This is a genomic window from Methyloligella sp. GL2 (genome assembly GCF_013341275.1).
GTDB lineage: Bacteria > Pseudomonadota > Alphaproteobacteria > Rhizobiales > Methyloligellaceae > Methyloligella.
Map to the genome: position 1 here is coordinate 1,951,564 of NZ_CP054476.1, position 24,041 is coordinate 1,975,604.

Consider the following 24,041-nt stretch of genomic DNA (forward strand, 5'->3'; position numbering starts at 1 on the left):
ATTGGGCTCCAGCGCCCGAGGTCTCGGCCAAGGTTACGGCCAAGATCACGCTTCAGCCCGTTTGACGTCGCTGACCACATCGACCGCCCGCAACTGCGAGATGAGGCCGTTCAGATGCTTCAAATCCCAGATGTCGACATCGATCAGCATTTCGGTGAAGTCGGGTAGCTGATTGGTCATCTTGATGTTGGTGATATTGCCGTCCGCCTCGCCGATAATCGCGGCGATCTTGGCCAGGCTGCCCGGCTCGTTGAGGGCCACCAGCTCCAGCTGGGCCGGAAAACGCTGTGGGTTCTCCTCGTCCATATCCCAGGTGACGTCGATCCAGCGGTCCAGCTCCTCGTCGAATTGGCGTAGCGCCGGGGCGTGGATGGGATAGATGGTGATCCCCTCCCCGGGGGTGAGAATGCCGACGATACGGTCGCCCGGGACGGCGCCGCCTTCGGCGAATTTCACCGGCAGATCGCCAGACAGGCCGCGGATCGGAATGCCGGCGAGCGGGTCCTTGCGGGACTTGCCGGAGCCGGGCCAGCGGAATTTCAGCCCCATCACCTTGCCGAATCCGAACCAGCCTTCCTCGTCGCCCTTCACCTTCTTCTGCCTGGATTTGCGCTTCGGCGCGGGCGGTGACGTGGTCTCGGCGGTCTCGTCGGGGAACACGGCCTTGACCACATCGGCGGAGGACAGCTCGCCGCGGCCGACGGCGGTGATCACGTCCTCGGCGGTTTTCTGAGACAGGCGGTCGAGGGCGCCGGCAAGGGCTTCCTCGGCGAACTCCCTGCCCTGGCGGGCGAAGGCACGCTGCAGGATCATGCGGCCCAGCCCGCCATATTGCTCGCGCACCGCCACTTTGGTGGCACGGCGGATATTGGAGCGGGCCTTGCCGGTGATCGCCAGCTTCTCCCAGGCGGGCTTCGGGTGCTGGCCGGCGGAGCAGATGATCTCCACCTCGTCGCCATTGCGCAGCGCGGTGGCGAGCGGCATCGGCCGGCCGTTGATCTTGGCGCCGACGCAGGTGTTGCCGACATCGGTATGCACCGCATAGGCGAAGTCGATGGCGTTCGCCCCGCGCGGCAGCGCGATCAGGCGGCCCTTGGGGGTGAAGCAGAACACCTGGTCCTGAAACAGCTCCAGCTTGGTGTGTTCCAGGAATTCCTCGGAGTTGTCGCCCTCCTGCAGCATCTCCACCAGATGGCGCAGCCAGCGATAGGCATTCGAGTCCTTGGACGGCACGATGGCGCCGGAGCCGTTGTCCTTATAGAGCGCATGGGCCGCGACGCCGTATTCGGCGACTTGGTGCATGCGCTCGGTGCGGATCTGCAGCTCGACGCGCTGATGGCGCGGTCCGACGATGGTGGTGTGGATCGACTGATAGTCGTTCTGCTTCGGATTGGAGATGTAGTCCTTGAAGCGGCCCGGAACGGTGTGCCAGGTGGTGTGCACCACGGCGAGCGCCCGGTAGCAGTCGACCAGATCGTCGACGATGATGCGGAAGGCGTAGATGTCGGACAGTTGCTCTAGGCTGATCTGCTTGCGCTCCATCTTGGCCCAGATGGCGTAGGGTTTCTTCTCGCGGCCGACCACCTTGGCCTCCAGCTTGGCCTCTTCCAGCTTGGCCTTGAGCGCGATCTCGATCTCGTCGATGAGGCCTTGATTGGCCTCGCGCAAGGTCTCCAGCCGGTTGACCACGGCGCGGTAGCCCTTCGGGTTCAGCCAGCGGAAGGCGTGATCCTCCAGCTCCTCGCGCAGCCATTGCATGCCCATGCGGCCAGCCAGCGGCGCATAGATATCCATGGTCTCCTGGGCCACGGTCTTGCGCTTCGGCGCCGGCATGTGCTTCAGCGTGCGCATGTTGTGCAGCCGGTCGGCCAGCTTCACCAAAAGCACGCGGATATCGGAGGAGATGGCGAGCAGCAGCTTGCGGAAATTCTCCGCCTGCTCGGCCTTCTTGGTGACCAGGTCCAGCTTCTTGATCTTCGTCAGGCCCTCGACCAGCGAGCCGATCTCGCGGCCGAACAGACTGTCGATCTTGTCCTTGGTGGCGTCGGTATCCTCGATGGTGTCGTGCAGCAGCGCGGTGGCGATGGTGGCATCGTCCAGGCGCATATCGGCGAGGATCGCAGCAACTTCGAGAGGATGGGAGAAGAACGGCGCGCCGGAGGCCCGCTTCTGATTGCCATGGGCGCGCATGGCATAGACATAGGCGCGGTTCAGCAGCGCCTCGTCTGCGTCCGGCTCATAGCTAAGGACGCGTTCGACAAGCTCGTATTGGCGCATCATGGGCGGCGTCCTGGACGAAACCGCGCAGGCGCAATGGCAGCTGCGCAAACTTGCGACGCGCGCCGCTTGAGATTTGTGGTGTGCGTTTTGGGTTTCAGGGTCGCGCCCGCACTGTAGCGGGCGCCCCTAAAATTTCGAAGCTCAGCGCGAGCGCGGTCCCGCATTGGAGCCATCCGACGGTGCCTGGGTGGCCATCCTGCGAAGGAGTTCTTCCTCGCTCATCTTATCGATCTGCGTATCGATAGACGGATCGTCCTGACCCAGCAGCGGAACGCGGCCCTCCGAATGCATATCGGGAACGGCATCGGCCTCGGGCTCATCCACCTCGACATATTTCTGCATGGAGTGGATGAAGTCCTCTTTCAGATCGTCGGTCGAGACCTTCTCGTCGGCGATCTCACGCAGAGCGACAACCGGGTTCTTATCGTTGTCGCGATCCACGGTGATCGGCGCGCCAGCCGAAATGGTGCGCGCGCGATGGCTGGCGAGGAGAACCAGCTCGAATCTGTTTTCGACCTTGTCGACGCAATCTTCGACGGTAACGCGTGCCATCGAGTCTTCCTTATTTTCGGGCTTTGCTTCTGCGCTTTATTTAGGCGTTTAAGGCCGCTAACGCAAGCGACGTCAAGTATTTCCGGGGTTTGAAGCGGGCCAATTCGCAGGCAGTAGCCCGCCATCTTGGCCCTGGCGCAGCAAATCCCGCCATAACCGGGATGCGGTCTTATGCAGCACCGGGTGGCGCCAATGGGGCGCGATATCGGCCAGGGGTCGAATCACGAAGGGCCGGTGCTGAGCTTGCGGATGGGGCAGGATCAGCGGCCGTTTACCAGCTCTGGCGAAAGGCGATGCCTCTCCGTCCCAGCCCCGAACCTGCCCGGCATAGTCCAGCAAATCGAGGTCGAGGCTGCGCGGCCCCCAGGGGGCGTGCTCGCCGCGCCGGCCGGCTTTCGCCTCGGTTTGCTTCAAAAGCCGCAACACCGCCTCGGGCGGCAGCGCGGTTTCGAAGAGGGCCACGGCATTGGCGTAGGGCTCCTGCCCCGGCTGGCCGATGGGATCGCTGCGATAGAGCGGCGAGACGGTGCTAAGGCGAAAGCGCGGGGATTGAAGCGTCTTGAGGGCTTTGGCCAGGGCGGCGTCCGGCGCGCCCCAACGGCCACGGATATTGGCGCCGAGGGCAATCAGGACCTTGGCCATGCCGCACCCCGCGGATTCGCGCTTGAACAAGCGATCGAAGGTCGCGCCTGCCACCAGGATGCCGCACTCGCGTCCGAACAGTGAACCTGTTGCGCTTTCTTGCGTTTAGCCAGTTTTGACAGGTTTGATAAATGCATTTCTATCCTGATGAACGGATGGCCTTGTTTGTCGACGGGGCCAATCTCTACGCCGCCGCCAAGGCGCTCGGTTTCGATATCGACTATAAGCGGCTGTTGCAGGTGTTCAGCGGCGAGGCCCGGATGATCCGGGCGCTGTATTACACCGCGCTTGCCGACGAGCAGGAATACTCCTCCATCCGGCCGTTGATCGATTGGCTGGACTATAACGGCTACACCATGGTGACCAAGCCGACCAAGGAGTTTACCGACGCGGCGGGCCGGCGGCGGATCAAGGGCAATATGGATATCGAGCTTGCCGTCGATGCCATGGAGCTCTCCGAATTCCTCGACCATGTGGTGCTGTTCTCGGGCGACGGGGATTTCCGCTCGCTGGTGGAGGCGCTGCAGCATAAGGGCAAGCGGGTGAGCGTGGTCTCCACGCTGGTCACCACGCCGCCCATGGTGGCCGACGAGCTGCGGCGGCAGGCGGACCACTTTATCGATCTGGCCGATCTGCAAGCCGAGATCGGTCGCAAGCCGAGCGAGCGTCCGCCGCGCGAGGCAAGGGCGCACACCGAGGAGGAAGACATGGGAGAGCAAGACATGGACGAGCAAGACATGGGCGAGCCCGACGACTTCATGGAGCCCTAGCGTATCGGTTAGGCTGCTGCGCAGCGCATTTCCCCCGAATCGCCAAGTCTCGGCGTTTACAAGTCTCGGCGTTTAGACGCCTCAGCTTTTGGATCATCGTTTCATGAAAATCGGTTTTGTCGGCCTCGGCGCGATGGGAAGCGCCATGGCCCCGCATCTTCTTTCCCTGGCCTCGCCCTTGAGCGTGCATAACCGCACCAAGGCGAAGGCCGATTTCCTGATCGCGCAAGGTGCCGAATTCGCGCCCACGCCGGGTGACGCGGCGCGCGGCGATATCGTGGTGTCCATGCTCTCCAACGACGCGGCGGTGGAAGCTGTGGTGTTCGGCGAGGACGGGATCCTGGCCGCCCTGCCCCAAGGTGCGCTGCATATCTCCATGAGCACGATCAGCATGGCGCTGGCCGAGAAATTGGCCGAGGCGCATAAGGCGGCCGGCCAGCAATATCTCTCCGCGCCGGTGTTCGGGCGTCCCGATGCCGCCGCGGCGGCCAAGCTGTTCGTTGTCGCCGCCGGCCCGGAGGATGCCTTGGCCAAAGCCCAGCCGGTGTTCGACGCGCTGGGTCAGCGCACCTTCCCCTATGGTGCGGAGGCCGAGAAGGCCAATCTGGTGAAGCTCAGCGGCAATTTCCTGATCACCGCGGTGATCCAATCGCTCAGCGAAGCGATCACGCTCGCCTCCAAGGCGGGCATCGATAAGCGGCAATATCTGGACATGCTGACCGAAACCCTGTTCACCGCGCCGGTCTACAAGACCTATGGCAATATGATCATCGAGGGGCGCTATGAGCCTCCGGGCTTTACTGCAACGCTCGGCCGCAAGGATCTCGGGCTGGTGCTGGATGCGGCAGAATCCCTGCAAGTTCCGATGTCGACAGCAAGCCTGATCGCCGACCGTTTCCTGACCTTGATGGCGACCGGCGATGGCGATCTGGACTGGGCCGCGTTGGGGCTTCTGGTCGCCCGCAATGCCGGCGAAGCGCCTGCGAGCGGCGGTCAATGACAGCGGAGCTGGCGGCGGAAACCTATGCCGCATGCGGTGCGGAGCCGCCGCCCGACTGCCGTATCTGTCCGCGGCTGGTGGAATTCCGCGAGGAGAACCGGGCGGCCCATCCCAACTGGTTCAATCATGCGGTTCCTTCATTCGGGCCGGACGATGCGCGGCTGCTGATCGTCGGGCTGGCGCCCGGGCTGAAGGGCGCGAACCGCACCGGGTTTCCGTTCATGGGGGATTTCGCCGGCGATCTGCTCTATTCGACCTTGCTGAAATTCGGCCTCGCCACGGGCCGTCACGCGCCAGAGACGCCGCAAGCCCTGAGGCTGGTCGATTGCATGATCACCAATGCGGTGCGCTGCGTGCCGCCGGCCAACAAGCCGACGCCGAAAGAGATCAGCGCCTGCCGGCCCTTCCTCGTCGAACGCATCGCAAGCCTGCCGAAGCTGATCGCGATCCTGGCGCTGGGGCGCATCGCCCATGACAGCACGCTGCGGGCCTTCGGGCTGAAGCTGAAGGATTATCCGTTCGGCCATGGGGCAAGCCACGCCCTGCCCGGCGGGCTCCACTTCTTCGACAGCTATCACTGCTCCCGCTACAACACGAATACCGGCGTGTTGACCGAAGAGATGTTCGAATCCGTCTTCGCTTCGATCCGCGAAACGCTTCGGGGAAGCTAGGCTTCGAGCTTGGCGAGCAGCTCTGCCGCGTGGGCGCCGGGATCTCGGATCTTGTCGAACACGCGGGCGACCGCGCCGTTTTCGATCAGCAAGGTGACGCGGGTCAGATAGGTCTCGCCGCCGGTCTCGAATGTCTCGAGGCGAAGCGCCGGCCAGACCCGATCCTCCACATCGCTCAGTATTGGAAACGGCAGGCCGAGCCGCGTGACCAGCTCCTGCTGATAGCCGGTGGCCTGGCGGCTGAGCGCCAGAAGCGCGATGCCCCGGGCGGCGAATTGCACGGCGAGATCGCGAAACGCCTCCAGCTCCGGGGTGGAGCCATGGGCGCCGGGAATGTCGTCCCAATTGGGCGGGTTGGGCGCGCCCGGCTGTCCGGTCCAGGGATAGACGATCAGCAGCACCTTTCCCGGCAAGGCGCCAAGATCGATGTCGCGCCCGTCGGTGGACGGCAGGGCGACGTCCGGCAGAGTCATCCCCGGCTGCATGTCTTCACCCGCGCTCACGCATGATGCGGGCCTTCTGGCGGTCCCAATCGCGCTTCTTCTCGGTCTCGCGCTTGTCGTGCAGCTTCTTACCCTTGCCGACGCCGAGCTCCACCTTGGCCACGCCGCGATCGTTGAAATAGAGCCGCAAGGGAATGACGGTGATGCCCTCGCGCTGGATGGCGCCGGAGAGCCGGTCCATCTCCTTCTTGTGCAGCAAGAGCTTGCGCCGCCGGCGCGGGTCGTGATTGTCCCGCCCGGCCTGCACGTATTCGGGGATATGGGCGTTGATGAGATACATCTCGCCGTCTTCCGCCGAAGCGTAAGATTCGGCAATATTCGCCTTCCCCGTGCGCAAGGACTTCACCTCGGACCCGGCTAGGACGATCCCCGCCTCGAGCTTGTCGCCGATCTCGTAGTTGAAGCGGGCCTTACGGTTCTCGGCGATGGTTTTGCCGGTCCCGTGCTTTGCGGCCATGACATGTGCCCTTCCCGGCTAAAGCAGCCCGGCTTTTTCGAGCGCCGCATCCACGCGCTTCGCGGTCTCCGGCATGATCGGGGCGAGCGGCAGCCGCGTCTCGCCGCTGCACAGGCCAAGGCGTTCGGCGGCGTATTTCACCGGGCCGGGATTGGATTCGACGAACAGCGCCTCGTGCACCGGCAGCAGCCGATCCTGGATTTCCAGCGCCTTCTTGTAATCCCAGTTGAGGCAGGCCTCCTGGAACTCGGCGCAAAGCGCCGGCGCGATATTGGCGGTGACCGAGATGCAGCCGCGCCCGCCATGGACGTTGAAGGAGAGCGCCGTGGCGTCCTCGCCGGAAAGCTGAATGAAGCCCTCTCCCATGGCGGCACGCTGCTGGCTGACCCGGGCGAGATTGGCGGTCGCGTCCTTCACCCCGACGATATTGGGCAGCTCGGCGAGCCGCGCCATGGTCGCCACCGACATGTCAATCACGCTGCGCGGCGGGATGTTGTAGATGATAATCGGCAGATCGACGGCATCGTTGATCGCCTTGAAATGCAGATACAGCCCTTCCTGGGTCGGCTTGTTGTAGTAGGGCGTAACCACGAGCGCGCCGTCTGCGCCGGCGGATTTGGCGTGTTTGGTCAGACGGATCGCTTCGGCCGTGGCGTTGGAGCCGGTGCCGGCGATGACCGGCACGCGGCCCGCCGCGGCCTCGATACAGGCCTCGATCACCTTGTCGTGCTCGGCATGGGTGAGAGTCGGCGATTCGCCGGTCGTCCCCACCGGGACCAGCCCGTGGGACCCTTGCGCAATCTGCCACTCGACGAATTTCTGAAACGCGTCGAGATCGAGAGCGCCGTTCTTGAAAGGCGTGATCAACGCCGTAAGTGAGCCGCGAAAAGAAGCCGTAGACACGCGGAGAAACTCCTGAGCTGAACGAGGCGCCGCCTAGGCGCCTTAGGGACCTTGGAAAAATACGGCGGACAATAGGGATTTGCGCTCAGGCCAGCAAGCATGACGATACGGCCAAGCGGTCGCATCTCTCCTCGGTTTCCCGCATTCCTTGAAACTGGTGCGGGGGACACACCATGTTTCCGACGTATTTTGGCACATTGATGGGAACGCCTCGTCGAAAATTGGTAAGGTTGTGGGGGTGTTCCGCTTCCGGTGGCGCCGGTGTTCCGGTGCTTCGGCCAATGTTCAACAGAGAGACGCAAAGATGAAACGCAGCGGCGTGTCCGCTTTCTTTGTGCTTGCTGCCGGGCTTGCGGCGGCCCTGCCCGGCACCGACGTCCTCGCCGGCAGCATCGGCATGCCGGAGCGGAACCCGACTCTGCTCGCCCCGCCGGACGTGATTCCCGAGAAGAAGAAGCCGGAGCCCGAAGAGCCCTCTCCGGTGCCGGGGATGGATTTTTCGAAGATCCTGAAACCGATCCTCGAATACAAGCTCAGCGATTCCGACAAGGCCCATTTGGGCGAGGTCGTGCGCAGCGCCTATGCCGGAAACGGCAGCGAGGCGGCGAAGGCGATCGAGCGCATCCAGGACCCGGCGGCGAAGAAGCTCGCCACCTGGTACGCCTATAAGAGCGATAACGCGGCCGCCAGTGCCCAGACCATTGAGCGCTTCCGGCTGGAAAATCCGCTTTGGCCCTCGCGCGACGATCTGCGGGAAGAGGCCGAGGCGCGGCTGTTTTTCGGCGAGGCGCGGGCGGATGAGATCGAAGCCTTCTTCCAAGTGAGCCCGCCGGAAACAGGCGCCGGCAAGGCGGCCCTGGCGGAAGCCTATCTTTCGGAAGGAAACAAGGACGAGGCGCAGAAGCTGATCGTGTCCGCCTGGCGTCAGCACCGCATGAGCGAGCGCGCCGAGAAGAAGATCCTCGAAGATTTCGACGGCATGCTGAGCGAGGCCGACCATCAGGCGCGCGTCGACATGCTGCTCTACCCGGACAAGAACAGCCTTCTTGGCGATGCGGAGCGGACCGCCAAGCTGCTGCCCGAGAAAAAGCAGAAGGTGATCGAAGCGCGCATCGCCGTGGTGAAGCGCAGCTCCAATGCCGGCAAGCTGCTGGAGGCTCTGCCGAAGGATGGCCAGGACGGCGATGTCGGGCTACTGTTCAACCGCATCCAGTATCTCCGCCGCAACGACAAGGAGGAGGAAGCCTGGACGCTTCTGCTCTCCGCCCCGCAGGATCCCGCCAAGCTCATCGACATGGAGGAGTGGTGGATCGAGCGGCGGATCAATTGCCGCGCCGCGCTGCAGGCTCATAACTACGAGGCGGCCTATCGTATCGCCGCCGAGCACGGGCCGCTCGAAGGCGAGGATTTCGACGAGGCCGAATTCATGGCCGGGTGGATCGCGCTGCGCTTCCGCAAAGATCCGAAGACCGCGCTGACCCATTTCGTGGCGCTGAAGCGGGCCGCCGACGATTCCAACAGCATGTCGCGGGCCGAATACTGGCTCGGCCGCACGGCCGAAGCGCTGGGCGACCGCAACACGGCGATCATCCATTACGCGGCGGCGGCGCGCTTTCCGCAGCATTATTACGGGCAGCTCGGCCGCCAGGCGCTGGATGCCAAGCCGGCGCGTCTTGCGGTGACCGGCACGCCGCGGCCCTCCGAAGCCGATATTCAGCGCTTCTTGCAGCGGGATTCGGTGCGGGCGATCGGGGTGGCGATGGCGGCGGATTCCGATTACCTGGCGCCGCTGTTCTACATCTCGCTGGCGCGCACGCTGAACAGCCCCGAAGAGGTGGTGCTGCTGGCCGAGCTGGCGAAACGCTGCGACCACCGGCAGATGAGCATTCGCCTCGCCAAGATCGCCTTCAACCGGGATATGCCGGTCGGCGATTACGCCCTGCCCGTCGGCATGCTGCCGGATTTCGTGCGCCTTGCCGACAAGGTGGATGTCGCGCTGGTGCATGCGCTCTCCCGCCAGGAGAGCGAGTTCAATGCCGAGGCGAAGAGCCCCGCCGGCGCCCGCGGTCTGATGCAGCTGATGCCGTCCACGGCGAAGCTTATCGCGCGCCAGTTCAAGGTGAAGTACAGCCTGGCGAGCCTCACCAACGCCGCCTACAACGTGCAGCTCGGCGAGGCCCATCTCGGCGATCTGATCAACAATTACGACGGCTCCTACTTCATGGCGCTGGTCGCTTACAACGCCGGGCCCGGCCGAGTGCGCGACTGGGTGGAGGCATATGGCGATCCGCGTGATCCCAATGTCGATCCGGTCGATTGGGTGGAGAGCATCCCCTATACCGAGACCCGCAACTACGTGATCAAGATCATGGAGAGCCTGCAGCTCTACCGCTCGCGCCTGCATGGCGAGGACGGCGCCTTGCAGCTTTGGCAGGACCTCAATCGCGGCAAGCGCGACGAGGCGGAAGAGGCCGAGGCCATGCTGTGGGTAGAGGCCGATTCCAACTAGCCGATCACCGGCGCTTCACGTTTCTCCGCTAACAGCTGTTTCCTCGCGACCAAAGCGTGGCAAAGTGGATGCGTGTGTTTTCCGCTTCGCTCCTTTCGCAACAGGACCTGTGCGAGTTTCCGATGTTCTCTTTCCGCAAACGATCAGAGCCTGCTCCGGTGCCGAAGCCGACCGTCGAGATCGACGGCTATGAAGAGATCTTCTACCGCTCCAACGACGATCTGCAGCTTTATGCGCGGGTCTATCCAGCGGCCGGCGCCGAGAAGGGGCGCCCTGCCCTTTGCCTTCCCGGGCTGACGCGGAATTCGCGCGACTTCCACGATCTGGCGATGTTCCTCTCGCAGCATCCGGAGCATCCGCGCGACGTCTATGCCGTGGATTACCGCGGACGCGGCCTGTCGGACCGCGATTCCGATTGGGAGAACTACAGCCTGCTCGTCGAGGCGAATGACGTGCTCGATCTGATGGCCATTGCCGGGTTGCATAAGGCGGCGATCGTCGGCACCTCGCGCGGCGGGCTGATCGCTATGACCTTGGCCTGCATCCGCCCCGCCGCCATCGGCGTGGTGGTGCTTAACGATATCGGGCCGGTGATCGAGACCCGCGGGCTCGCCCGCATTGCCAGCTATGTCGGCAAGATGCCGCTACCGGAGAGCTGGGACGATGCCGCCGAGATGATGCGGGAGGTGAACCAGAAGGCGTTCTCCGCCATTGGCGATGCGCAATGGATGGAGGTCGCTCGCGCCGCCTTCAACGAGAAGGACGGCAAGCCGGCGCCCGGATACGACCCGGCACTGGAGAAGGATTTCGAGGCGCTGGATCTCAGCCAGCCCGTGCCGCCGCTATGGAACCAGTTCACGGCGCTGACGCCCTTCCCGGCTTTGGTGCTGCGCGGCCAGAACTCCGATCTTCTGTCGGAGGAGACGGTGGCCGAAATGGCCAGCCGTCATCCGAACCTAAATCACGTCACCATCCCCGGCGAAGGGCATGCGCCGCTTTTGAAGGACCAGGAGTCGGTCGAGGCCGTCTCCCAATTCCTGATCGCCAACGACTAGGCTTTGGCAGCCTAGCTCTCTTCCGGGGTGTTGCTTTCCGGCGTGGTCTTGCTGGCCGCAGTGCTGCGGCTACGGCTCGACGTGGTGCGCCGCCGTGTGGTGCCCGACTTCGCGGTCGTCGATTTGGCAGCAGTTTTGGCCGTGCCGCGCTTTGCCGCCGTGGTCTTTGTTGTCGTGGTCTTGGTTGCCGTCGACTTCGTTGCGGTGGATTTGGCTGCCGGCTTCCGCGTAACAGGTTTGGCCGCCGGCTTCGCGGCGGTTTTTGCGGCTGCCGTGGATTTGGCCGCTGCCGGTTTCGCGGCGGCGGTCTTGGTGTCCGCGGCTTTGCTGGTGGTGGATTTGGCAGCGGTTTTCCGGGCGGTGGTTTTGCGCGCTGCCGGTTTCTTTGCAGCGGGCTTCTTTGCAGCGGGCTTCTTGGCAGCAGGTGTCTTGGCCGCCGGCTTTTTCGCCGCTGCAGGTTTGGCGGTGGCGGATTTCGTCGCCGTGCTTCGCGCGGTGCGCGGCTTCGCTGCCGGTTTCGGCGCTTCCGCCGCGGCCGTGCTTGCAGGCGTCTCGGTCTTCTCCGGCGCAGCAACGCTTTCAGCCTTCACGGCGCTCACCGCAGCTTGCGCCGGTGCGGTTTCCGTCTTGGTGGCAGTTGCTGCCGTGCTCGCAGCGGTGGTGGTGGTCTTATCGCCGCCGATCGGGCCGCGCTTTCGCTGCTGCCGGGCATAGAGCCAGCTGACGAAAACCAAGGCCACGATTCCAGCCGCCAGAATCAATGTGGTCGTAGAAAGATCGCTCATGAGCTTCCATTCATTCTTTGAGTTATGCGTGTGTGAGGAGCGGCTCCCCCGCCGCTTGGACAGCTATTCAGTTGTATATTGCAGCAGTATTGCAAGCGCGCAGGCCCGCGCTTGGCCGACTAACGCCCCCCGTTCCCGCCGAAGGACGGCAGAACGCGATCCAGGGCGAGACCTTCAGTGTCGGCAATCTCTTTTATGCGGGGAAGAATCGTGTTGGCAACGTCCCCTTGCGTCCCGGCTTCTTTCCACCGGATCGTCTCGGAGGAGTGGAACACCGAGGGCAGATCCTTACGCAGCTGGAAGGAGAGCTCAGTCGCCGTGCTGCGGTCGGGCGCCATACCGTCGATGGTCAGCTCCGAGCCGGACAAGGTGACCTTGCCCTCATTGAGCCGGCTGAGCGCCGCGATCGCGGCGAGTGCCGCATCGTCCCAGCGCTTCGGCGCGCCGGAGGCGACCATCAGCTTGTCGTTCAAGGTGGCGCCGCCGAAGGCGGCCTCGGCGAAATCCAGAATGCGCTTATGCATCTCCTCGCTCGGCACATTGCCGGCAAAGGTGAGGATGTTCGCTTCCAGCGCGGCGGAGAAGACGAAGGGATCGGCAACCGGGGCTTTGACCTTGCTACCCTGAATGCTGAGGCCGGTCGGGAACGGTCCGGTCAGCGCCTGGCGGAGCTGCTTATAGTCTTCGGCGCTCTTGGCCGCGCCATCGACCTGAAAACCGCTATCGGTGAGCCGCACGCCGCCGTCGCTCAAATGGGTGAGCTGTTTGAGGGCGAAGCTGACCGCGCCGAGCCATTGCTCCTTCGGCGGGCCGCCGGCCTTCACCTTCTGCTGGTCCTCGATCTCAAGATCGGCGAAATGCGCTTTGGCCATACCGAGCACCGTGCGCCGGTCCTCTTCGGAGGGCACCGAACCGCGCAGCTTGATCTTGGCGCCGTCGCGCACCGCGCTCCAGCCATAGGACTGGCTGGCCGCGTCTTTGTCCGAAGCGGCCTTGTTGTCGGCGGCGGATTTCGCTTCGTCCGGCGTCTGCTGCTTGGCGTTTTTCTTCTCTTTGGACTCGCTTGCCGCGGCCGCTTCGCCGCTGGCTTGGTCCGCACGGCAAGCATCATGCATGCCGGCAAGACCGACCGCGGCCGCCAGCAGCATGGCACCAGCAATGGACAACAGGGTCGGGCGCACCGACATGGATCTTCCAGCCCTCCGCGAGCGCAATGTTTTGGCTTGGGCCCCTGCCGTCCAAACCGCGAAACCGATGCAACCTTCGGCGCAGATGAGGAAGAGATGGCTGCCGTCTTGCTTCATGAGCGGAGCTCATGGGCGAAGCGGCGCAACTCAACCGATTTTCATTGCCTCTACGCCTCGCGCCCTGTCGCGGGGTCATCGTCAAGCGACGATTTTTGCTAAGGGCAGCGCGGCGCAGCCTGCGCAAAGATGTTGCGTTGCAGAACTATAGGCCAAGCCCGCCCCGCGAGCTAGGCAGCTTCTTGTTACAAAACATTTCGCGGCAATGGGCGGTTTGCGCGGCTTTGTCGCGGACGAAGCCGGTGCCGCCTACATTTGGCCGGTCAGGCCGAGAATGCCGAAGATGATGAGATAAGCGGCGACGATGAAGTTCAGCAGCCGCGGCATCAACAGGATCAGAATGCCGGCAATCAAGGCGATGCCCGGGCTGATCAAGGACGGGTCCAAGCTCATGGATATGTCTCCCCCTGGGGTTGGTTTGCCGCACGGATGACGAATCTGCCGGCAGCGAGCGGTAAGATAGGTGAGCCATCGCGCCTTGTCGCGTTTCGTCAGCGCCTTGTGGATGTTTCATTCGATGTCTGGCGCCGCCCGGCAACAGGTGGGAATCGGACGGTTTTTGCCCGCTTCCTTCAAACTTGGCGCCGAAACCCCCATATCGGTCATACCCTTGCTGTCTTCGCCTGCAGCCGGTAGGCACGGCAAGGGATCGGGCCAAGAGATCGAGCCTTGACCCGGTGGCGAGGGGAAGACGCTAGAATGATATTCGACGATCCGACTTTCCTGCTGGCCGTCCTGCAGATCATCTGGATCGACCTTCTTCTTTCGGGCGACAACGCCGTCGTCATCGCCCTCGCCTGCCGCAACCTGCCTGCCAATCAGCGTCTTTGGGGCCTGGTGCTCGGCACACTGGTGGCAATCACCATGCGGATCGGCTTCGCCGGCGTGGTGACCACGCTGATGACCGTCCCCTATGTGAAGATCTTCGGCGGGCTGCTGCTGGTCTGGATCGCCATCAAGCTGCTTTCGCCCGATTGCAGCGAGGAAAACGATCACGTCGAATGCGGCGACACGCTATGGCGCGCGGTGCGCATCATCGCCGTCGCCGATATCGTGATGAGCCTCGACAATGTGATCGCCATCGCCGCCGCGGCACGCGGCAGCATGGAGCTTCTGGTCTTCGGGCTCATCGTCAGCATCCCGCTGATCATGGCCGGCGCGGCCATCGTCATGGCGGCGGTGGAGCGTTTCCCCATCGTGGTCTGGGCCGGCGGCGCCCTGCTCGGCTGGATTGCCGGCGAGATCATCGTCTCCGATCCGTTCATCGCCGAGCAGCTCGACGCGGCGCATCACCACAATGTCTGGCTCTTCGGCGGGCTGATCGGTGCGGCCGCGGTGCTGAGCCTCGGCTATCTGCGGCGGCGTCACTCCCGGCGCGAAAATCCCGATCTTATCTAGCCCGGCGTGACCCCGCGCCCATCCTCCCGCCATTCGCCGGCTTCCGGATTATAGGGGCGCATGGCACCTGTCGGCCCGCCGGCCACGTGATCGGCGACGAAGGCGCCGCGCTCGCCCATGGGCTTGGGCGTGCCGGAGGTGGTGTCCTTGGCGGTCTGCAGCTCCAGCTCGGCGTTGATCTCGGCGCCGAGGATGACGATGAAGAACGACAGGTAGAACCAGAACAGCAGGATGATCACCGCGCCGAGCGAGCCGTAGATGCGGCCATATTGGGCGAAGTCGGCGACATAGAGCGAGAAGCCGGCCGAGGCGGCGAGCCACAGCACCGTGGCGATCACCGAGCCGACGCTGGCCCAGCGCCAGCGCGCCGGTTTGCGGCACGGGCCGTAGCGGTAGAGCGCGGTCAACAGCACGAAGGCGACCAGCGCCAGGAACGGCCAGCGGGCGAGCCGGACGATATAGTCGAAGAAATCGGAGAAGCCGAAGAAGGCGAAGATGTTCGGCACGTAGACGATGGCGAGCAGCATCAACAGCCCGCCGAGGATGCCGACCAGGCTGAACACCGTGGCGGCGAAATAGAATTGCAGAACTGAGCGCCGCTCCGGCTCCTCATAGGCGATATTGAGGGCGGCGAACATGGCGAGCGCGGCGTTGTTGGTACTCCAGAAGGCGAGCCCCAAGCTGAGGCCCAGCCCCCAGCCCAGCGATTGGCCGGAGGCCCCCGCCAGGCGCTCGATCTGCTGCTGCACGATGGCATAGGCCGCATCGGGCAGCAGCGTGTTGAGGAACTTGAAATGCTCCTCAATGGTATCGGGGCTGATCATCAGACCGTAGAGCGCGATCAGGGCCGCGAGCGCGGGGAAGATCGCAAACAGCGCATAGAAGGCGCAGCCGGCGGAGACGACCGAGATATTGTCCCGGCTGCTTTCATACCAGACGCGGTGGAAGATCTGGCCCCAGCCGCGCAAAGGAATCTGCACCGGCCAGGTCGCGTCCCGCCCATAGAGGTCTTCGCCCTTCGCCCCCTTCTTCGCGGCCTTGGTGGCGGCGGCAGTCTCTGTGGTCATGGGCGGCGCTTACTTTCGGTCCACTGGTCTGGCGCGCCAAAGTCTGCCATATCGGGCCGGGCTTCGCATCGGCCTCGCGCATAATCGGGGAAAAACGCCTCGCGCGGCAATTTCTGCACAGCGCGTTTTGCGCAGATCTTTTGCGTGGGTCTTTTTGCGCAGCTTTTGGGCCCTGCCCCCGGCTTTTGCTTGACGTTAAGCGGGGCGCGGCAGTGTAAAGGGCCGTTGCGTTAAGGATGGGTGGCCGAGCGGTTGAAGGCACCGGTCTTGAAAACCGGCAGGCGCGAGAGCGTCTCGTGGGTTCGAATCCCACCCCATCCGCCAAACCGTGGCCTCAGGGGACGCTTAGTGGCGGCGGTATGGAGGTCGTTCCAGTTTGACTACGATTCGAACAAGGTGATGAGGTCAGACCTCTGAGACCACTACAGCTCCTCCACCGGCGTTCAAGATCGTCTTGAGGTCGGTGACGCGGCTCTTGGGCGTGGCAATGGCGAGCAGGCGCTCCGCCCGGGATGCTGCCACATAGATTTTGCGCGCGTTCTCGACGTCTTCTTGCGCGGTGTTTGCACCAGTCAGGACACCGATAATCTGGCCGGAAGTTTGCGGTGACAGGACCACGCAGATAGCCGGAAATTCTAATCCTTTCACATCATGGATGGAGCGGGCGGGCAGGTCCGTGGCTCGTTCTGTGGACAGAAGCGACGCGAGCGAGGCATGGTTCCTCAAGCGCCGGTTGATCGTGGAGGTTCCGACCAGATCCTTGTCGAGCAGCGTCCGCGCACGCTTCAGCCATTGGTCCGCGGCCTCTCCAGACTTAGGCTCGAGCGCCTGGCCAAGGGTGATGATATCCGGTCGCCAATCACTGCCCTCGACTTCGAGCTCAGTGATATAGTTGCCATAGTCTCCTAAATTCGCAATGTGACCGCGAATTGTCAGAACGGCGCGATGAAGGCGTCCCAGTGCCTCACGACGGTTACCGGCCTCGAAGGCGTTCAGAAAGCGCATGATCGACTGCGCAAGAAGCAACGTCTTGTTGTTGCGTACATCGACGGCGCGACGGCCGGCAGCATTGCTCGCGCTAGCCCAGGTCGCTGCGAGGATCTGCGCCTCGTTCGGCCTAAGTTTGAGGTTCATAGCCAGTGCCTGAAACGCCGACCCGATCTGGGGAGACACGCCTTGCCCGCCATAGGACAGTAGGTAAACAGGCGTAGTCTCGCTCTTGTAGCGGCCGAGCGCCTTGTCGGGCGTTCCCCGGGAGGACGGGGGACGCAATTGACTGATCGCGGCACAGATCGCCGGCGAGGACCGAAAGTTGCCGCTCATCGGAAGGTGATCGACCTGGTCGAACGTGTCGGCGAACGCCTCTAGCTCACCAGTCACGCCGCCGCGGAAGCCGTAAATTCCCTGGTTGGGGTCGCAGATAATCTTAATGGTCAGGCCTGACCGTCGAAGCCAGGCGATGATGTCCAAGTCGGCTGGATTGCAGTCCTGGGCCTCGTCGACCACGATCTCGCGAAACCGGGCGGCAAGCGCAGCGCCGACGCGATCAGCGAACGTCTTGTCCGCCAATCGCTTTCGAACAACGGCGCGCACATCGTCAAAGTCCACGCGCCCTTCCTGAACGGATCGCGCTATGATGTTACGAGCGATTGTCTCCCATGCGCCAGGGCCATTCTTCGGCTTGAAACCGATGTCGTTCGCCTTGCTCTTAATCAGCGCACCCGTTTGACGGTTAAAATAGTCGAGGGTCAGGGCTCGTGCTTTGTTGTATGGCGGCTTGACGACCCAGTCCTTCTTGTCCGGCACCAACCTGGGCGCCGCCGAACACCCATCGACGCCGAAGGGCACGATGAAGAATTGCCAAAGAAAGCGATCAAAGGTTCCGATGAAGTTTGGGAATATCGGAGTGGGCAGCGCGCCGAACATCGCCAGACGCGCTGTTAACTCGTCGACAGCGGCATTCGTGAACGACAGAAACGCCACGCTTCGGTGACCAGCCTGGTCGGCGAGCAGGGCCCGGGCTCTTTCGACCATAGTCCTAGTCTTACCGGCTCCGGGGCACGCCCGCACGAACGCATGGCCGTCGCGTCCGATAATCGCTGCCTGCTCGGACGTCGGATTAAAAGCCGTTGCTGTCATGCCACCACCGCCAGGATCGCGTCTTCGATATATTGGGGAACGGTGAAGGGGTATTTAGGATCATTGGATTCGATCAGATCCGCCAGGATCTGCGCAAAGTCGCCCTTGCGGGACGCTTTGAAGATCTCGTCCAGCTTCTCCGCGCGCGTATCGCCTTCGAGTTGAACCGCCGCGTCCCACTTCTTCGCCGAGCGCTCATGAAGGGTCAGGAACGCCTTACGGAGGATGGCCGCGTTTCCGACCTCCAATAGCTCAGTTTCCAAGGTGTAGGTCGAGGTGATCGCCGTGAGACAGTCGGACGCTCGGTTCTTCACCGCTAGCTTTTCGAGGTCGACCTTGCGTTTTTCGCCGGGCAAGAGTGCGGATTTAGCTTCAGCGGATGCGTCTTCTGGGACCTGATCTTCCTTGCTGCCGAGCGGGCCGGCTTCGGCATCTTCGGCTTCGTTTTCCTGGTCCTTAATGTCGTCTGCGTTTTCGCCCTCTTTCTTAATTTTCCCCTTATCTCCGTCGGTCATGATAACTACCCGCTCCGATATTCGGGCGCCGTTCAAAGTTGCTGTCAGAAGTTTGGCGTAGGGAAGGAAATCGACCCCATCGATGGGAACGAATACGGCCGACCGGAAGAGGCGCAGTTTGTCGGGTGTATCCTTAAGTGTATGATGTTTGGCGATGACTGGCAGAAGCAAGGCTTCAGCGATACCTTCGACGAGCAACACCCTGCCGCCGAACAGAAGCGCGGCCTTGGTGACATCGAGATAGCGATCAATCTTCCTGCGATCCGTTTTGGCAAGAGCGACATGCGCCAGCGGAATGCACCGCGTCGATCGCCGCGTCATCGCCTTAAATCCTTCGAGCAGCTCCTCATCCACTGCCGGATCAGCCTTTCCTGATGACCGCATTTCGAATGCCGCGGCGTCGACTTGGGGTGGCTGGTCCGGCTCCGCAGCTTCCTTTGCAGTTGGCGCTTCGGCCTTAGCAATTGGGGCGTTGACCGACTTGAACACCACCAGCTGCTTGCTGCTGACCCAGGCCGAGAGATTGGGAGAGTGGCTAGCGACGATGACCTGTACTTGGCCGGCGGGCCCCTCTTTGGGCTTGTTCGCACGAGACTTGACGGCTTGTTCGTTCAGGAACTCCAGGACGGCAGCCTGCAATTGTGGGTGTAGATGTGCCTCGGGCTCTTCAACTAGGAAGAGGGTCAGGTCCGATTTACTGACATTCTCTAGTTCAACCGCGATCGTCGCCATGAAGAGGAGATTCGCAAAGCCGTGTCCCGAGTACTGCAGATCTTCAGGATCAACACCGTGATCAGCGAGCTTGAAGCGCAGGTCACGGGCGATTTCGACGAGATCTTCGTGCGAGGCAAAACCGAGCGCCGCTGCTTGTGGGCGCACCCCTGCTGTCAGTGCTGACAGTCCCTTTGCCACCGCTTTATCGATTTTATCGAGGACCTTATGGGTTGTGGGACGGGCAAGATGCTTAGCTAGATCCGCGGCGTCCGCGTCATCAAGAAAGTGATTGAGCAGGGCCATGATTCGGGTCGGATTGCCTGACGCCAGGACCCGCTTGGCGTCGCGTAGTGGCGGCAGGTAGACGTGCCGGATCATGTCGTGACAACCGGGTTCGGGCGTGTTGCCGAACTTCCCGGCCCAAAGACTGGGGCGATCTCCTATTGTGCCGCCAAATCGTAGCCCAAAGAGTGCTTCGATCAGACTAGCGTCTGTCGCGGCTGTGATCAGGCGCCCCTGCTGCCCCGCGTCGAGCCCGGCGAAGAGGGCCTCGAGTTCGAACCCCTTTTTGGGACTTTGGAATCGCACGTCCGTCGGTTCGCAATAGATCTCCCGACGGCCACCAAGAGGTTGTGTCAATAGGCGTATGGCATCAATCGCATTGCTTTTGCCGCTGTTGTTCTCGCCGACAAAAACCGTGAGGTCCTCCTGAAGTTCGACTTCGCCTTCATCAAACGAACGAAAATTTCGTAGCGTGATATTCTTTAAGTACATCCTCCCCCCTCGGTGCATTCCTTCCGCAACGCGCCGGCGATGGCACCTGTTAGTTATTGCAAATAACGGATAGCGGCTTTCGTAGCCGCCGAAATTGTATCTCCAATAGCTGACCTAAGGCGCAACACCTCCGTTGCAACTTATGGATGAAGGGCGGCTTACGTCTTTTCGTCAGAACCAGATCAACTGTACTGTCCCATATTGCCGCCACGGCGCTCAAGACAATCCGATAGCCGCTTCCAGCCTCTTCGAATAACACCCCGGAGTTCTGGAATGGGGCGTGAGTATTCGCTCAACCCCTGAATGTATTTCGTGTTGTTACGGCACCATCAAGACGGTATCCGGCCCCTCCTTCCTACGGTCTATGGCGTAGTCTTCGTTCTCATCGCTATCCCGCGCGCAGCCCTCCGCCTTCGGTGCCGTGACTTCCTCGCACTGCTAGATCCCGCAAAACCCCGATCCCGCGACGACGTGGCCGTCGCTTGGGTCTTGCGCTGCGGCGTGAAATCGCAAGACTGCAGCTGTTCTCAGGGCGGGGCGAAATTCCCCACCGGCGGTGAGCGGCCATGGCCGCAGAGCCCGCGAGCGCCTTCCTCTTAGGAAGGGTCAGCAGATCAGGTGCAACTCCTGAGCCGACGGTCATAGTCCGGATGGAAGAGAATGTGCGGCGCGCCCCTGCTTTGTCTTGCGGGCGCGCTTGCATGTGATCGCCTTGGGTGACGTGTCGTTCGACAAGGAGATCACATGACACACACCCGATATGCCTTCCTCAAAGCGAGCTGGCAGTCCGAAATCCTCGATCAGGCGCTTGCCGGATTTTTGGAGGTCGTGCCCGAAGACCGGGTCGATATCTTTCAGGTGCCCGGCGCATTCGAGCTGCCTTTGCTGGCGAAGACGCTTGCTAAAAGCGGCCGCTACGGTGCGATTGCTGCGGCGGCGCTTGTCGTCGATGGCGGCATCTACCGGCACGAATTCGTCGCCCAGGCCGTCGTCGACGGGCTGATGCAGGCGGGGCTGGAGACCGGGGTTCCGGTGCTCTCGGTTTCGCTGACGCCGCACGCCTTCCAGGACACCGAGCACCACCGCCGGATCTACAAGGAGCACTTCGTCCAGAAGGGCAAGGAGGCCGGCGAGGCCGCTCTCCGTGTGGCGGAACTCTATCGGGAGCTCGCCTAGGCTCTTGGCGGCGCTGGGCCGATGCGCCCCTGCAGCCGCCAAGTCGCAACGCGTTTTGAGATGCGCCCCTATTTCGACGGGCGCAGCCCTTCCCGCAGCTGATCGAGCCAGGCGAGCACGCTGCCGGCGAGCGCGCTGCCCTTGCCGAGAAGCCGGGAGAGCTCGGCTTCGGCATGGGCGCGGAGGGTCTCCTGTTTTTCCGGCAGCGGCGGCAGGATATGGGCGTAGTAGGTCTTGCCGAGGAGCCAGTGCAGCAGCCGTTCGCCGGGGAACGGCTCGTTGTTGTTGAGCGCCCGGGCGCCCTTCAGAAGATTGCGGATATCGTATTGCGTGGGGCTGATATCGGCGACCTGCTTGGGCAGGCCTAGAAGCGTGTAGACGCCGATGCGCGCTGTGCGCACCGAGCATTCCATGGTGAAGATGATGTCGTTGCTGGTCTCCACGAACTGGCCCAGCAGCGCCAGGTTGGTGCAGCCTTCGGGCACGACATGGGGGCGGTCGCCGGCTGCGCGCGGCATGAATTGCGCGGTGATATAGGGCATCAGCGCCAAGCGCACCTTGGTGTTGGCGGCGATCTCGTCGAGCCGGTCGGCGATGCCGAGGTGATAGCAAAGCTCGGCCAGCACCTCCTTCCCGGTGCAGGCGGGCATCGGCTTCTTGACGTAATTGCCCTCCTTATCCATCAGCAGCGCATAGACCCAGATCACCAGCACATCGTCCGGCTGGTCCGGGAAATGCGGTTGCCGGTTGCAGGTGAAGCTCAGCACCCAGTTGGAATCGGTGAAGGTGATGACGCCGCCGGTGACGGTCTTGCCGGAATAAGGATCGTTGACGGAAAGCTGTTTCAGCTTGTCGACGAAGGGCGAGGGCTTGCAGGTCAGGGTCGCCGATTCCCACATGGAGCCAGCGACATTGCCGTAGAATTTCTCCGGCTTGCCGAAGACCGGGGATTTCTTCGCCAGGTTCTTCCAGAGCGTCCAGTCGCTATCCTCGCCCGGATCGGTGTTGCCGCGGTCCAGCACCGGCGCGGTGTCGCTATCGCCATAGGCGGTGCCTTCGGTCATCGAGCCGGTGAGCGCGAAGACCATATCCTTCGGGCCGACGGGGATGATCTCGTCCTTGCTGCCGACCTTGCAGCGGATCGCGGTGACGGTGCGCTTGCCCCCCTCCTCGGCCATGTCGAGGTCGTAGCCGCGCGTGTCGAACTGGATCTTCACGCCCTTTGATTTCAGCAGCCGGGTGAGCGGCACGACGAAGCTGTCGTATTGATTGTATTTCGGGAAGACCAAGGCCGACATATCGTGCAGCCCGTCGATCGCATCGAGGAAGCGATGCATGTAGAGCTTCATTTCCAGCAGGCTCTGCCAATTCTCGAAGGCGAACATCGAGCGCCAGAGGAACCAGAAATTGGTCTCGAAGAAGCTGTCGCTGAAATATTCCTCGATGGTGATGTCGTCGAGGTCTTCCTTGCGCTTCAGTAGCAGCTTCAGGAGATCCCATTGGTGGGATTTGCTGAGACCCAGGGTCGAGAAATCGCGGATCTCGCCCTGTTTGTGCATCAGCCGCGACTTGGACCAGTTCGGGTCGTTGTCGTTCACCAGCCGGTATTCGTCGAGAACGCTATAGCCTTCGGGCAGCTCCAGCGCCGGCACGTCCTGGAACATGTCCCAGAAATTGTCGTAGTTCCAATTCATCTCCCGGCCGCCGCGGACGATATAGCCCTCCTCCGGACTGCCGGCGCCGTCGAGCGAGCCGCCGGCGATATCCAGCGTATCGAGGATGGTGATGTTCTCGCCTTTCACGCCGCCGTCCCGGATCAGATAGAAGGCGGCTGCGAGCCCTGCGATGCCGCTTCCGACAATCCAGGCCTTGCGCCCGTCGACCGGCTCGGTGGGAACGGGACGGTTGCGCATATAAGGCCCCATCATGTCCGGCGGGGGCAGCGTGACCGCCGGACCCTTGTGCCAGAACCCCTCCCCCACATTGGCCTCCACTTGGAATTTGGCCGGCCCCGATGCTTCTGTGGTTGAGGCTTTCTCAGTCATGCTGGTTCCTTCGTTTCGGCGAGATGTCGTCGGTGCCGGATTTGGCTCCGGCACTTTCAGATGGTGATCCACGTCTGGCTTTTGCCTGCGGCACGCAGGCTCAGGGCCGGTCCCTCGACTCCATGCTTCAAAGATGGAGAAGAGGTGAATCGCCCGCAGGCGGACATGGCTAATAGGCCAAGGCCGGATCGGGCTCGCTCCAGATCAGGAACTGGCCCACCGCTTCGACGGCCAGCGAGCCTATGGCCACTGGCAGACCGCCACTGGCAGACCGCCGAGACGATCGGGAAGATGACCGAACAGGATCCGCACCAGAACGAAGCCGCCGCCAAAGGCGGTGAAGCCGAGACCGGCATAGCCGCGCGTCGCGATAGTGGCGAGGAAGGCAATGCCGACGGCAAGCCCTGCCCAGACATTGCCCAGGCCGAGAGTCTCGGTCACGTAGACCGGGACGACGGGGAGCGGAATCGCGACGCAAAGATAAGAAACGAAGAGAATGGACGTCAGCAGATAGAAGCGCCCTGGCGTCTTGTCGCGTGTCGATTGGAAAGCCACAAGAGTCTCCTGGCTCTTCCCCGGGCCGGCGGCACAAAAAACGCACTCCGACCGGCGAGGATCGTTGAGTGCGTTGCTTGACGTGAGACGCTTACGGCCAGTTCGACTGACATCGGGTAGATAGGCGGTCCGATATTGCGTCTCAACGTCAGGCACTGTCTCGGAACCGTCTTCGGAGCCTCGTGCCGCTTCGCATCATCTAGCCTTCGCCGATGGCCGAAATCCGA

Annotated in this window: 21 protein-coding genes, 1 tRNA gene and 1 riboswitch; of the genes, 9 read left to right on the forward strand and 13 right to left on the reverse strand. The window is 62.6% G+C overall.

What is annotated here, in order from left to right; genetic code table 11:
• Positions 1-45 precede the first annotated feature (45 nt).
• The 3 genes from HT051_RS09265 to folK all read right to left on the reverse strand — a co-directional run bounded on the left by HT051_RS09265 (position 46) and on the right by folK (position 3,474).
• The gene (locus HT051_RS09265) at positions 46-2,280 is read right to left on the reverse strand and encodes a bifunctional (p)ppGpp synthetase/guanosine-3',5'-bis(diphosphate) 3'-pyrophosphohydrolase (protein ID WP_174541765.1); all 2,235 of its coding nucleotides are present in this window, start codon (positions 2,278-2,280) and stop codon (positions 46-48) included.
• A 141-nt stretch (positions 2,281-2,421) separates the two neighbouring features.
• Positions 2,422-2,832: a DNA-directed RNA polymerase subunit omega gene (rpoZ, locus tag HT051_RS09270; RefSeq protein ID WP_174541766.1), complete on the reverse strand. Its 411-nt coding sequence runs from the start codon at positions 2,830-2,832 to the stop codon at positions 2,422-2,424.
• A 72-nt stretch (positions 2,833-2,904) separates the two neighbouring features.
• Positions 2,905-3,474: a 2-amino-4-hydroxy-6-hydroxymethyldihydropteridine diphosphokinase gene (gene folK / locus HT051_RS09275; protein ID WP_174541767.1), complete on the reverse strand. Its 570-nt coding sequence runs from the start codon at positions 3,472-3,474 to the stop codon at positions 2,905-2,907.
• A gap of 131 nt (positions 3,475-3,605) precedes the next feature.
• On the opposite strand from folK, the gene HT051_RS09280 reads away from it, so the two are divergent.
• The 3 genes from HT051_RS09280 (at position 3,606) to HT051_RS09290 (ending at position 5,915) form a co-directional block, all read left to right on the forward strand.
• Positions 3,606-4,244 (forward strand): NYN domain-containing protein, encoded by a 639-nt coding sequence (locus HT051_RS09280; RefSeq protein ID WP_174541768.1) that lies wholly within the window; start codon positions 3,606-3,608, stop codon positions 4,242-4,244.
• Positions 4,245-4,347: 103 nt separating this feature from the next.
• Entirely contained in the window at positions 4,348-5,244 is an 897-nt protein-coding gene (locus HT051_RS09285) for an NAD(P)-dependent oxidoreductase (RefSeq protein WP_174541769.1), read from the forward strand.
• Entirely contained in the window at positions 5,241-5,915 is a 675-nt protein-coding gene (locus HT051_RS09290; protein ID WP_174541770.1) for a uracil-DNA glycosylase, read from the forward strand. The genes HT051_RS09285 and HT051_RS09290 overlap by 4 nt, the downstream gene beginning before the upstream one ends.
• On the opposite strand, the gene HT051_RS09295 is transcribed toward HT051_RS09290, so the two are convergent.
• From HT051_RS09295 to dapA, 3 genes are read right to left on the reverse strand one after another with little or no spacing between them, the layout of a single operon-like run.
• Positions 5,912-6,418 carry a redoxin domain-containing protein gene (locus HT051_RS09295; protein WP_174541771.1) on the reverse strand — a complete coding sequence of 169 codons (507 nt, stop codon included), beginning with the start codon at positions 6,416-6,418 and terminating at the stop codon, positions 5,912-5,914. The genes HT051_RS09290 and HT051_RS09295 overlap by 4 nt on opposite strands.
• On the reverse strand, positions 6,405-6,875 hold the full coding sequence (gene smpB, locus HT051_RS09300) for an SsrA-binding protein SmpB (protein WP_174541772.1): 471 nt from the start codon (positions 6,873-6,875) through the stop codon (positions 6,405-6,407). Before smpB ends, HT051_RS09295 begins: the two co-directional genes overlap by 14 nt.
• A gap of 18 nt (positions 6,876-6,893) precedes the next feature.
• Positions 6,894-7,742 carry a 4-hydroxy-tetrahydrodipicolinate synthase gene (gene dapA, locus HT051_RS09305; protein WP_246810039.1) on the reverse strand — a complete coding sequence of 283 codons (849 nt, stop codon included), beginning with the start codon at positions 7,740-7,742 and terminating at the stop codon, positions 6,894-6,896.
• Positions 7,743-8,097: 355 nt separating this feature from the next.
• On the opposite strand from dapA, the gene HT051_RS09310 reads away from it, so the two are divergent.
• The 3 genes from HT051_RS09310 to HT051_RS09320 all read left to right on the forward strand — a co-directional run bounded on the left by HT051_RS09310 (position 8,098) and on the right by HT051_RS09320 (position 12,056).
• Entirely contained in the window at positions 8,098-10,287 is a 2,190-nt protein-coding gene (locus tag HT051_RS09310; RefSeq protein WP_174541774.1) for a lytic transglycosylase domain-containing protein, read from the forward strand.
• Between the two features lie 158 nt (positions 10,288-10,445).
• A complete protein-coding gene (locus tag HT051_RS09315) occupies positions 10,446-11,342 on the forward strand; it encodes an alpha/beta fold hydrolase (protein WP_246810040.1) in 897 nt (298 codons plus the stop codon).
• Positions 11,343-11,390: 48 nt separating this feature from the next.
• Positions 11,391-12,056 carry a hypothetical protein gene (locus HT051_RS09320; RefSeq protein WP_174540125.1) on the forward strand — a complete coding sequence of 222 codons (666 nt, stop codon included), beginning with the start codon at positions 11,391-11,393 and terminating at the stop codon, positions 12,054-12,056.
• Positions 12,057-12,246: 190 nt separating this feature from the next.
• Here the strand turns inward: HT051_RS09320 and HT051_RS09325 are convergent, their stop codons facing one another.
• Positions 12,247-13,314 carry a hypothetical protein gene (locus HT051_RS09325; protein WP_174541776.1) on the reverse strand — a complete coding sequence of 356 codons (1,068 nt, stop codon included), beginning with the start codon at positions 13,312-13,314 and terminating at the stop codon, positions 12,247-12,249.
• 366 nt (positions 13,315-13,680) lie between these two features.
• Positions 13,681-13,824 (reverse strand): DUF3096 domain-containing protein, encoded by a 144-nt coding sequence (locus tag HT051_RS09330; RefSeq protein ID WP_174541777.1) that lies wholly within the window; start codon positions 13,822-13,824, stop codon positions 13,681-13,683.
• A gap of 306 nt (positions 13,825-14,130) precedes the next feature.
• Between HT051_RS09330 and HT051_RS09335 the strand changes: the two genes are divergently transcribed.
• Positions 14,131-14,829, forward strand: coding sequence for a TerC family protein (locus HT051_RS09335; protein ID WP_174541778.1), 699 nt, complete (start codon positions 14,131-14,133; stop codon positions 14,827-14,829).
• Here the strand turns inward: HT051_RS09335 and HT051_RS09340 are convergent.
• A complete protein-coding gene (locus tag HT051_RS09340; RefSeq protein ID WP_174541779.1) occupies positions 14,826-15,896 on the reverse strand; it encodes a YihY/virulence factor BrkB family protein in 1,071 nt (356 codons plus the stop codon). The genes HT051_RS09335 and HT051_RS09340 overlap by 4 nt on opposite strands.
• Positions 15,897-16,130: 234 nt before the next feature.
• On the opposite strand from HT051_RS09340, the gene HT051_RS09345 reads away from it, so the two are divergent.
• Positions 16,131-16,220 (forward strand) — tRNA-Ser (locus HT051_RS09345).
• An 81-nt stretch (positions 16,221-16,301) separates the two neighbouring features.
• On the opposite strand, the gene HT051_RS09350 is transcribed toward HT051_RS09345, so the two are convergent.
• Together HT051_RS09350 and HT051_RS09355 are read right to left on the reverse strand one after the other, a co-directional pair.
• Positions 16,302-18,035, reverse strand: coding sequence for an ATP-dependent helicase (locus tag HT051_RS09350; RefSeq protein WP_174541780.1), 1,734 nt, complete (start codon positions 18,033-18,035; stop codon positions 16,302-16,304).
• The gene (locus HT051_RS09355) at positions 18,032-20,038 is read right to left on the reverse strand and encodes an ATP-dependent endonuclease (protein ID WP_174541781.1); all 2,007 of its coding nucleotides are present in this window, start codon (positions 20,036-20,038) and stop codon (positions 18,032-18,034) included. The genes HT051_RS09350 and HT051_RS09355 overlap by 4 nt, the downstream gene beginning before the upstream one ends.
• A gap of 519 nt (positions 20,039-20,557) precedes the next feature.
• Positions 20,558-20,704, forward strand: a riboswitch (FMN riboswitch).
• Positions 20,705-20,782: 78 nt separating this feature from the next.
• Here HT051_RS09355 and HT051_RS09360 point away from each other — a divergent pair.
• A complete protein-coding gene (locus tag HT051_RS09360; protein ID WP_174541782.1) occupies positions 20,783-21,214 on the forward strand; it encodes a 6,7-dimethyl-8-ribityllumazine synthase in 432 nt (143 codons plus the stop codon).
• A 68-nt stretch (positions 21,215-21,282) separates the two neighbouring features.
• Here the strand turns inward: HT051_RS09360 and HT051_RS09365 are convergent, their stop codons facing one another.
• A complete protein-coding gene (locus HT051_RS09365) occupies positions 21,283-23,259 on the reverse strand; it encodes an oleate hydratase (RefSeq protein WP_174541783.1) in 1,977 nt (658 codons plus the stop codon).
• Between the two features lie 240 nt (positions 23,260-23,499).
• Entirely contained in the window at positions 23,500-23,814 is a 315-nt protein-coding gene (locus tag HT051_RS09370) for a hypothetical protein (protein WP_246810041.1), read from the reverse strand.
• Positions 23,815-24,041: the final 227 nt, after the last annotated feature.

Bases quoted from the DNA above. Each gene is read 5' to 3' on its own strand.
- HT051_RS09265 (WP_174541765.1), bottom strand. From the start codon at position 2,280: ATGATGCGCCAATACGAGCTTGTCGAACGCGTCCTTAGCTATGAGCCG.
- rpoZ (WP_174541766.1), bottom strand. From the start codon at position 2,832: ATGGCACGCGTTACCGTCGAAGATTGCGTCGACAAGGTCGAAAACAGA.
- folK (WP_174541767.1), bottom strand. From the start codon at position 3,474: ATGGCCAAGGTCCTGATTGCCCTCGGCGCCAATATCCGTGGCCGTTGG.
- HT051_RS09280 (WP_174541768.1), top strand. From the start codon at position 3,606: ATGCATTTCTATCCTGATGAACGGATGGCCTTGTTTGTCGACGGGGCC.
- HT051_RS09285 (WP_174541769.1), top strand. From the start codon at position 4,348: ATGAAAATCGGTTTTGTCGGCCTCGGCGCGATGGGAAGCGCCATGGCC.
- HT051_RS09290 (WP_174541770.1), top strand. From the start codon at position 5,241: ATGACAGCGGAGCTGGCGGCGGAAACCTATGCCGCATGCGGTGCGGAG.
- smpB (WP_174541772.1), bottom strand. From the start codon at position 6,875: ATGGCCGCAAAGCACGGGACCGGCAAAACCATCGCCGAGAACCGTAAG.
- HT051_RS09325 (WP_174541776.1), bottom strand. From the start codon at position 13,314: ATGTCGGTGCGCCCGACCCTGTTGTCCATTGCTGGTGCCATGCTGCTG.
- HT051_RS09330 (WP_174541777.1), bottom strand. From the start codon at position 13,824: ATGAGCTTGGACCCGTCCTTGATCAGCCCGGGCATCGCCTTGATTGCC.
- HT051_RS09335 (WP_174541778.1), top strand. From the start codon at position 14,131: ATGATATTCGACGATCCGACTTTCCTGCTGGCCGTCCTGCAGATCATC.
- HT051_RS09340 (WP_174541779.1), bottom strand. From the start codon at position 15,896: ATGACCACAGAGACTGCCGCCGCCACCAAGGCCGCGAAGAAGGGGGCG.
- HT051_RS09350 (WP_174541780.1), bottom strand. From the start codon at position 18,035: ATGACAGCAACGGCTTTTAATCCGACGTCCGAGCAGGCAGCGATTATC.
- HT051_RS09355 (WP_174541781.1), bottom strand. From the start codon at position 20,038: ATGTACTTAAAGAATATCACGCTACGAAATTTTCGTTCGTTTGATGAA.
- HT051_RS09360 (WP_174541782.1), top strand. From the start codon at position 20,783: ATGACACACACCCGATATGCCTTCCTCAAAGCGAGCTGGCAGTCCGAA.
- HT051_RS09365 (WP_174541783.1), bottom strand. From the start codon at position 23,259: ATGACTGAGAAAGCCTCAACCACAGAAGCATCGGGGCCGGCCAAATTC.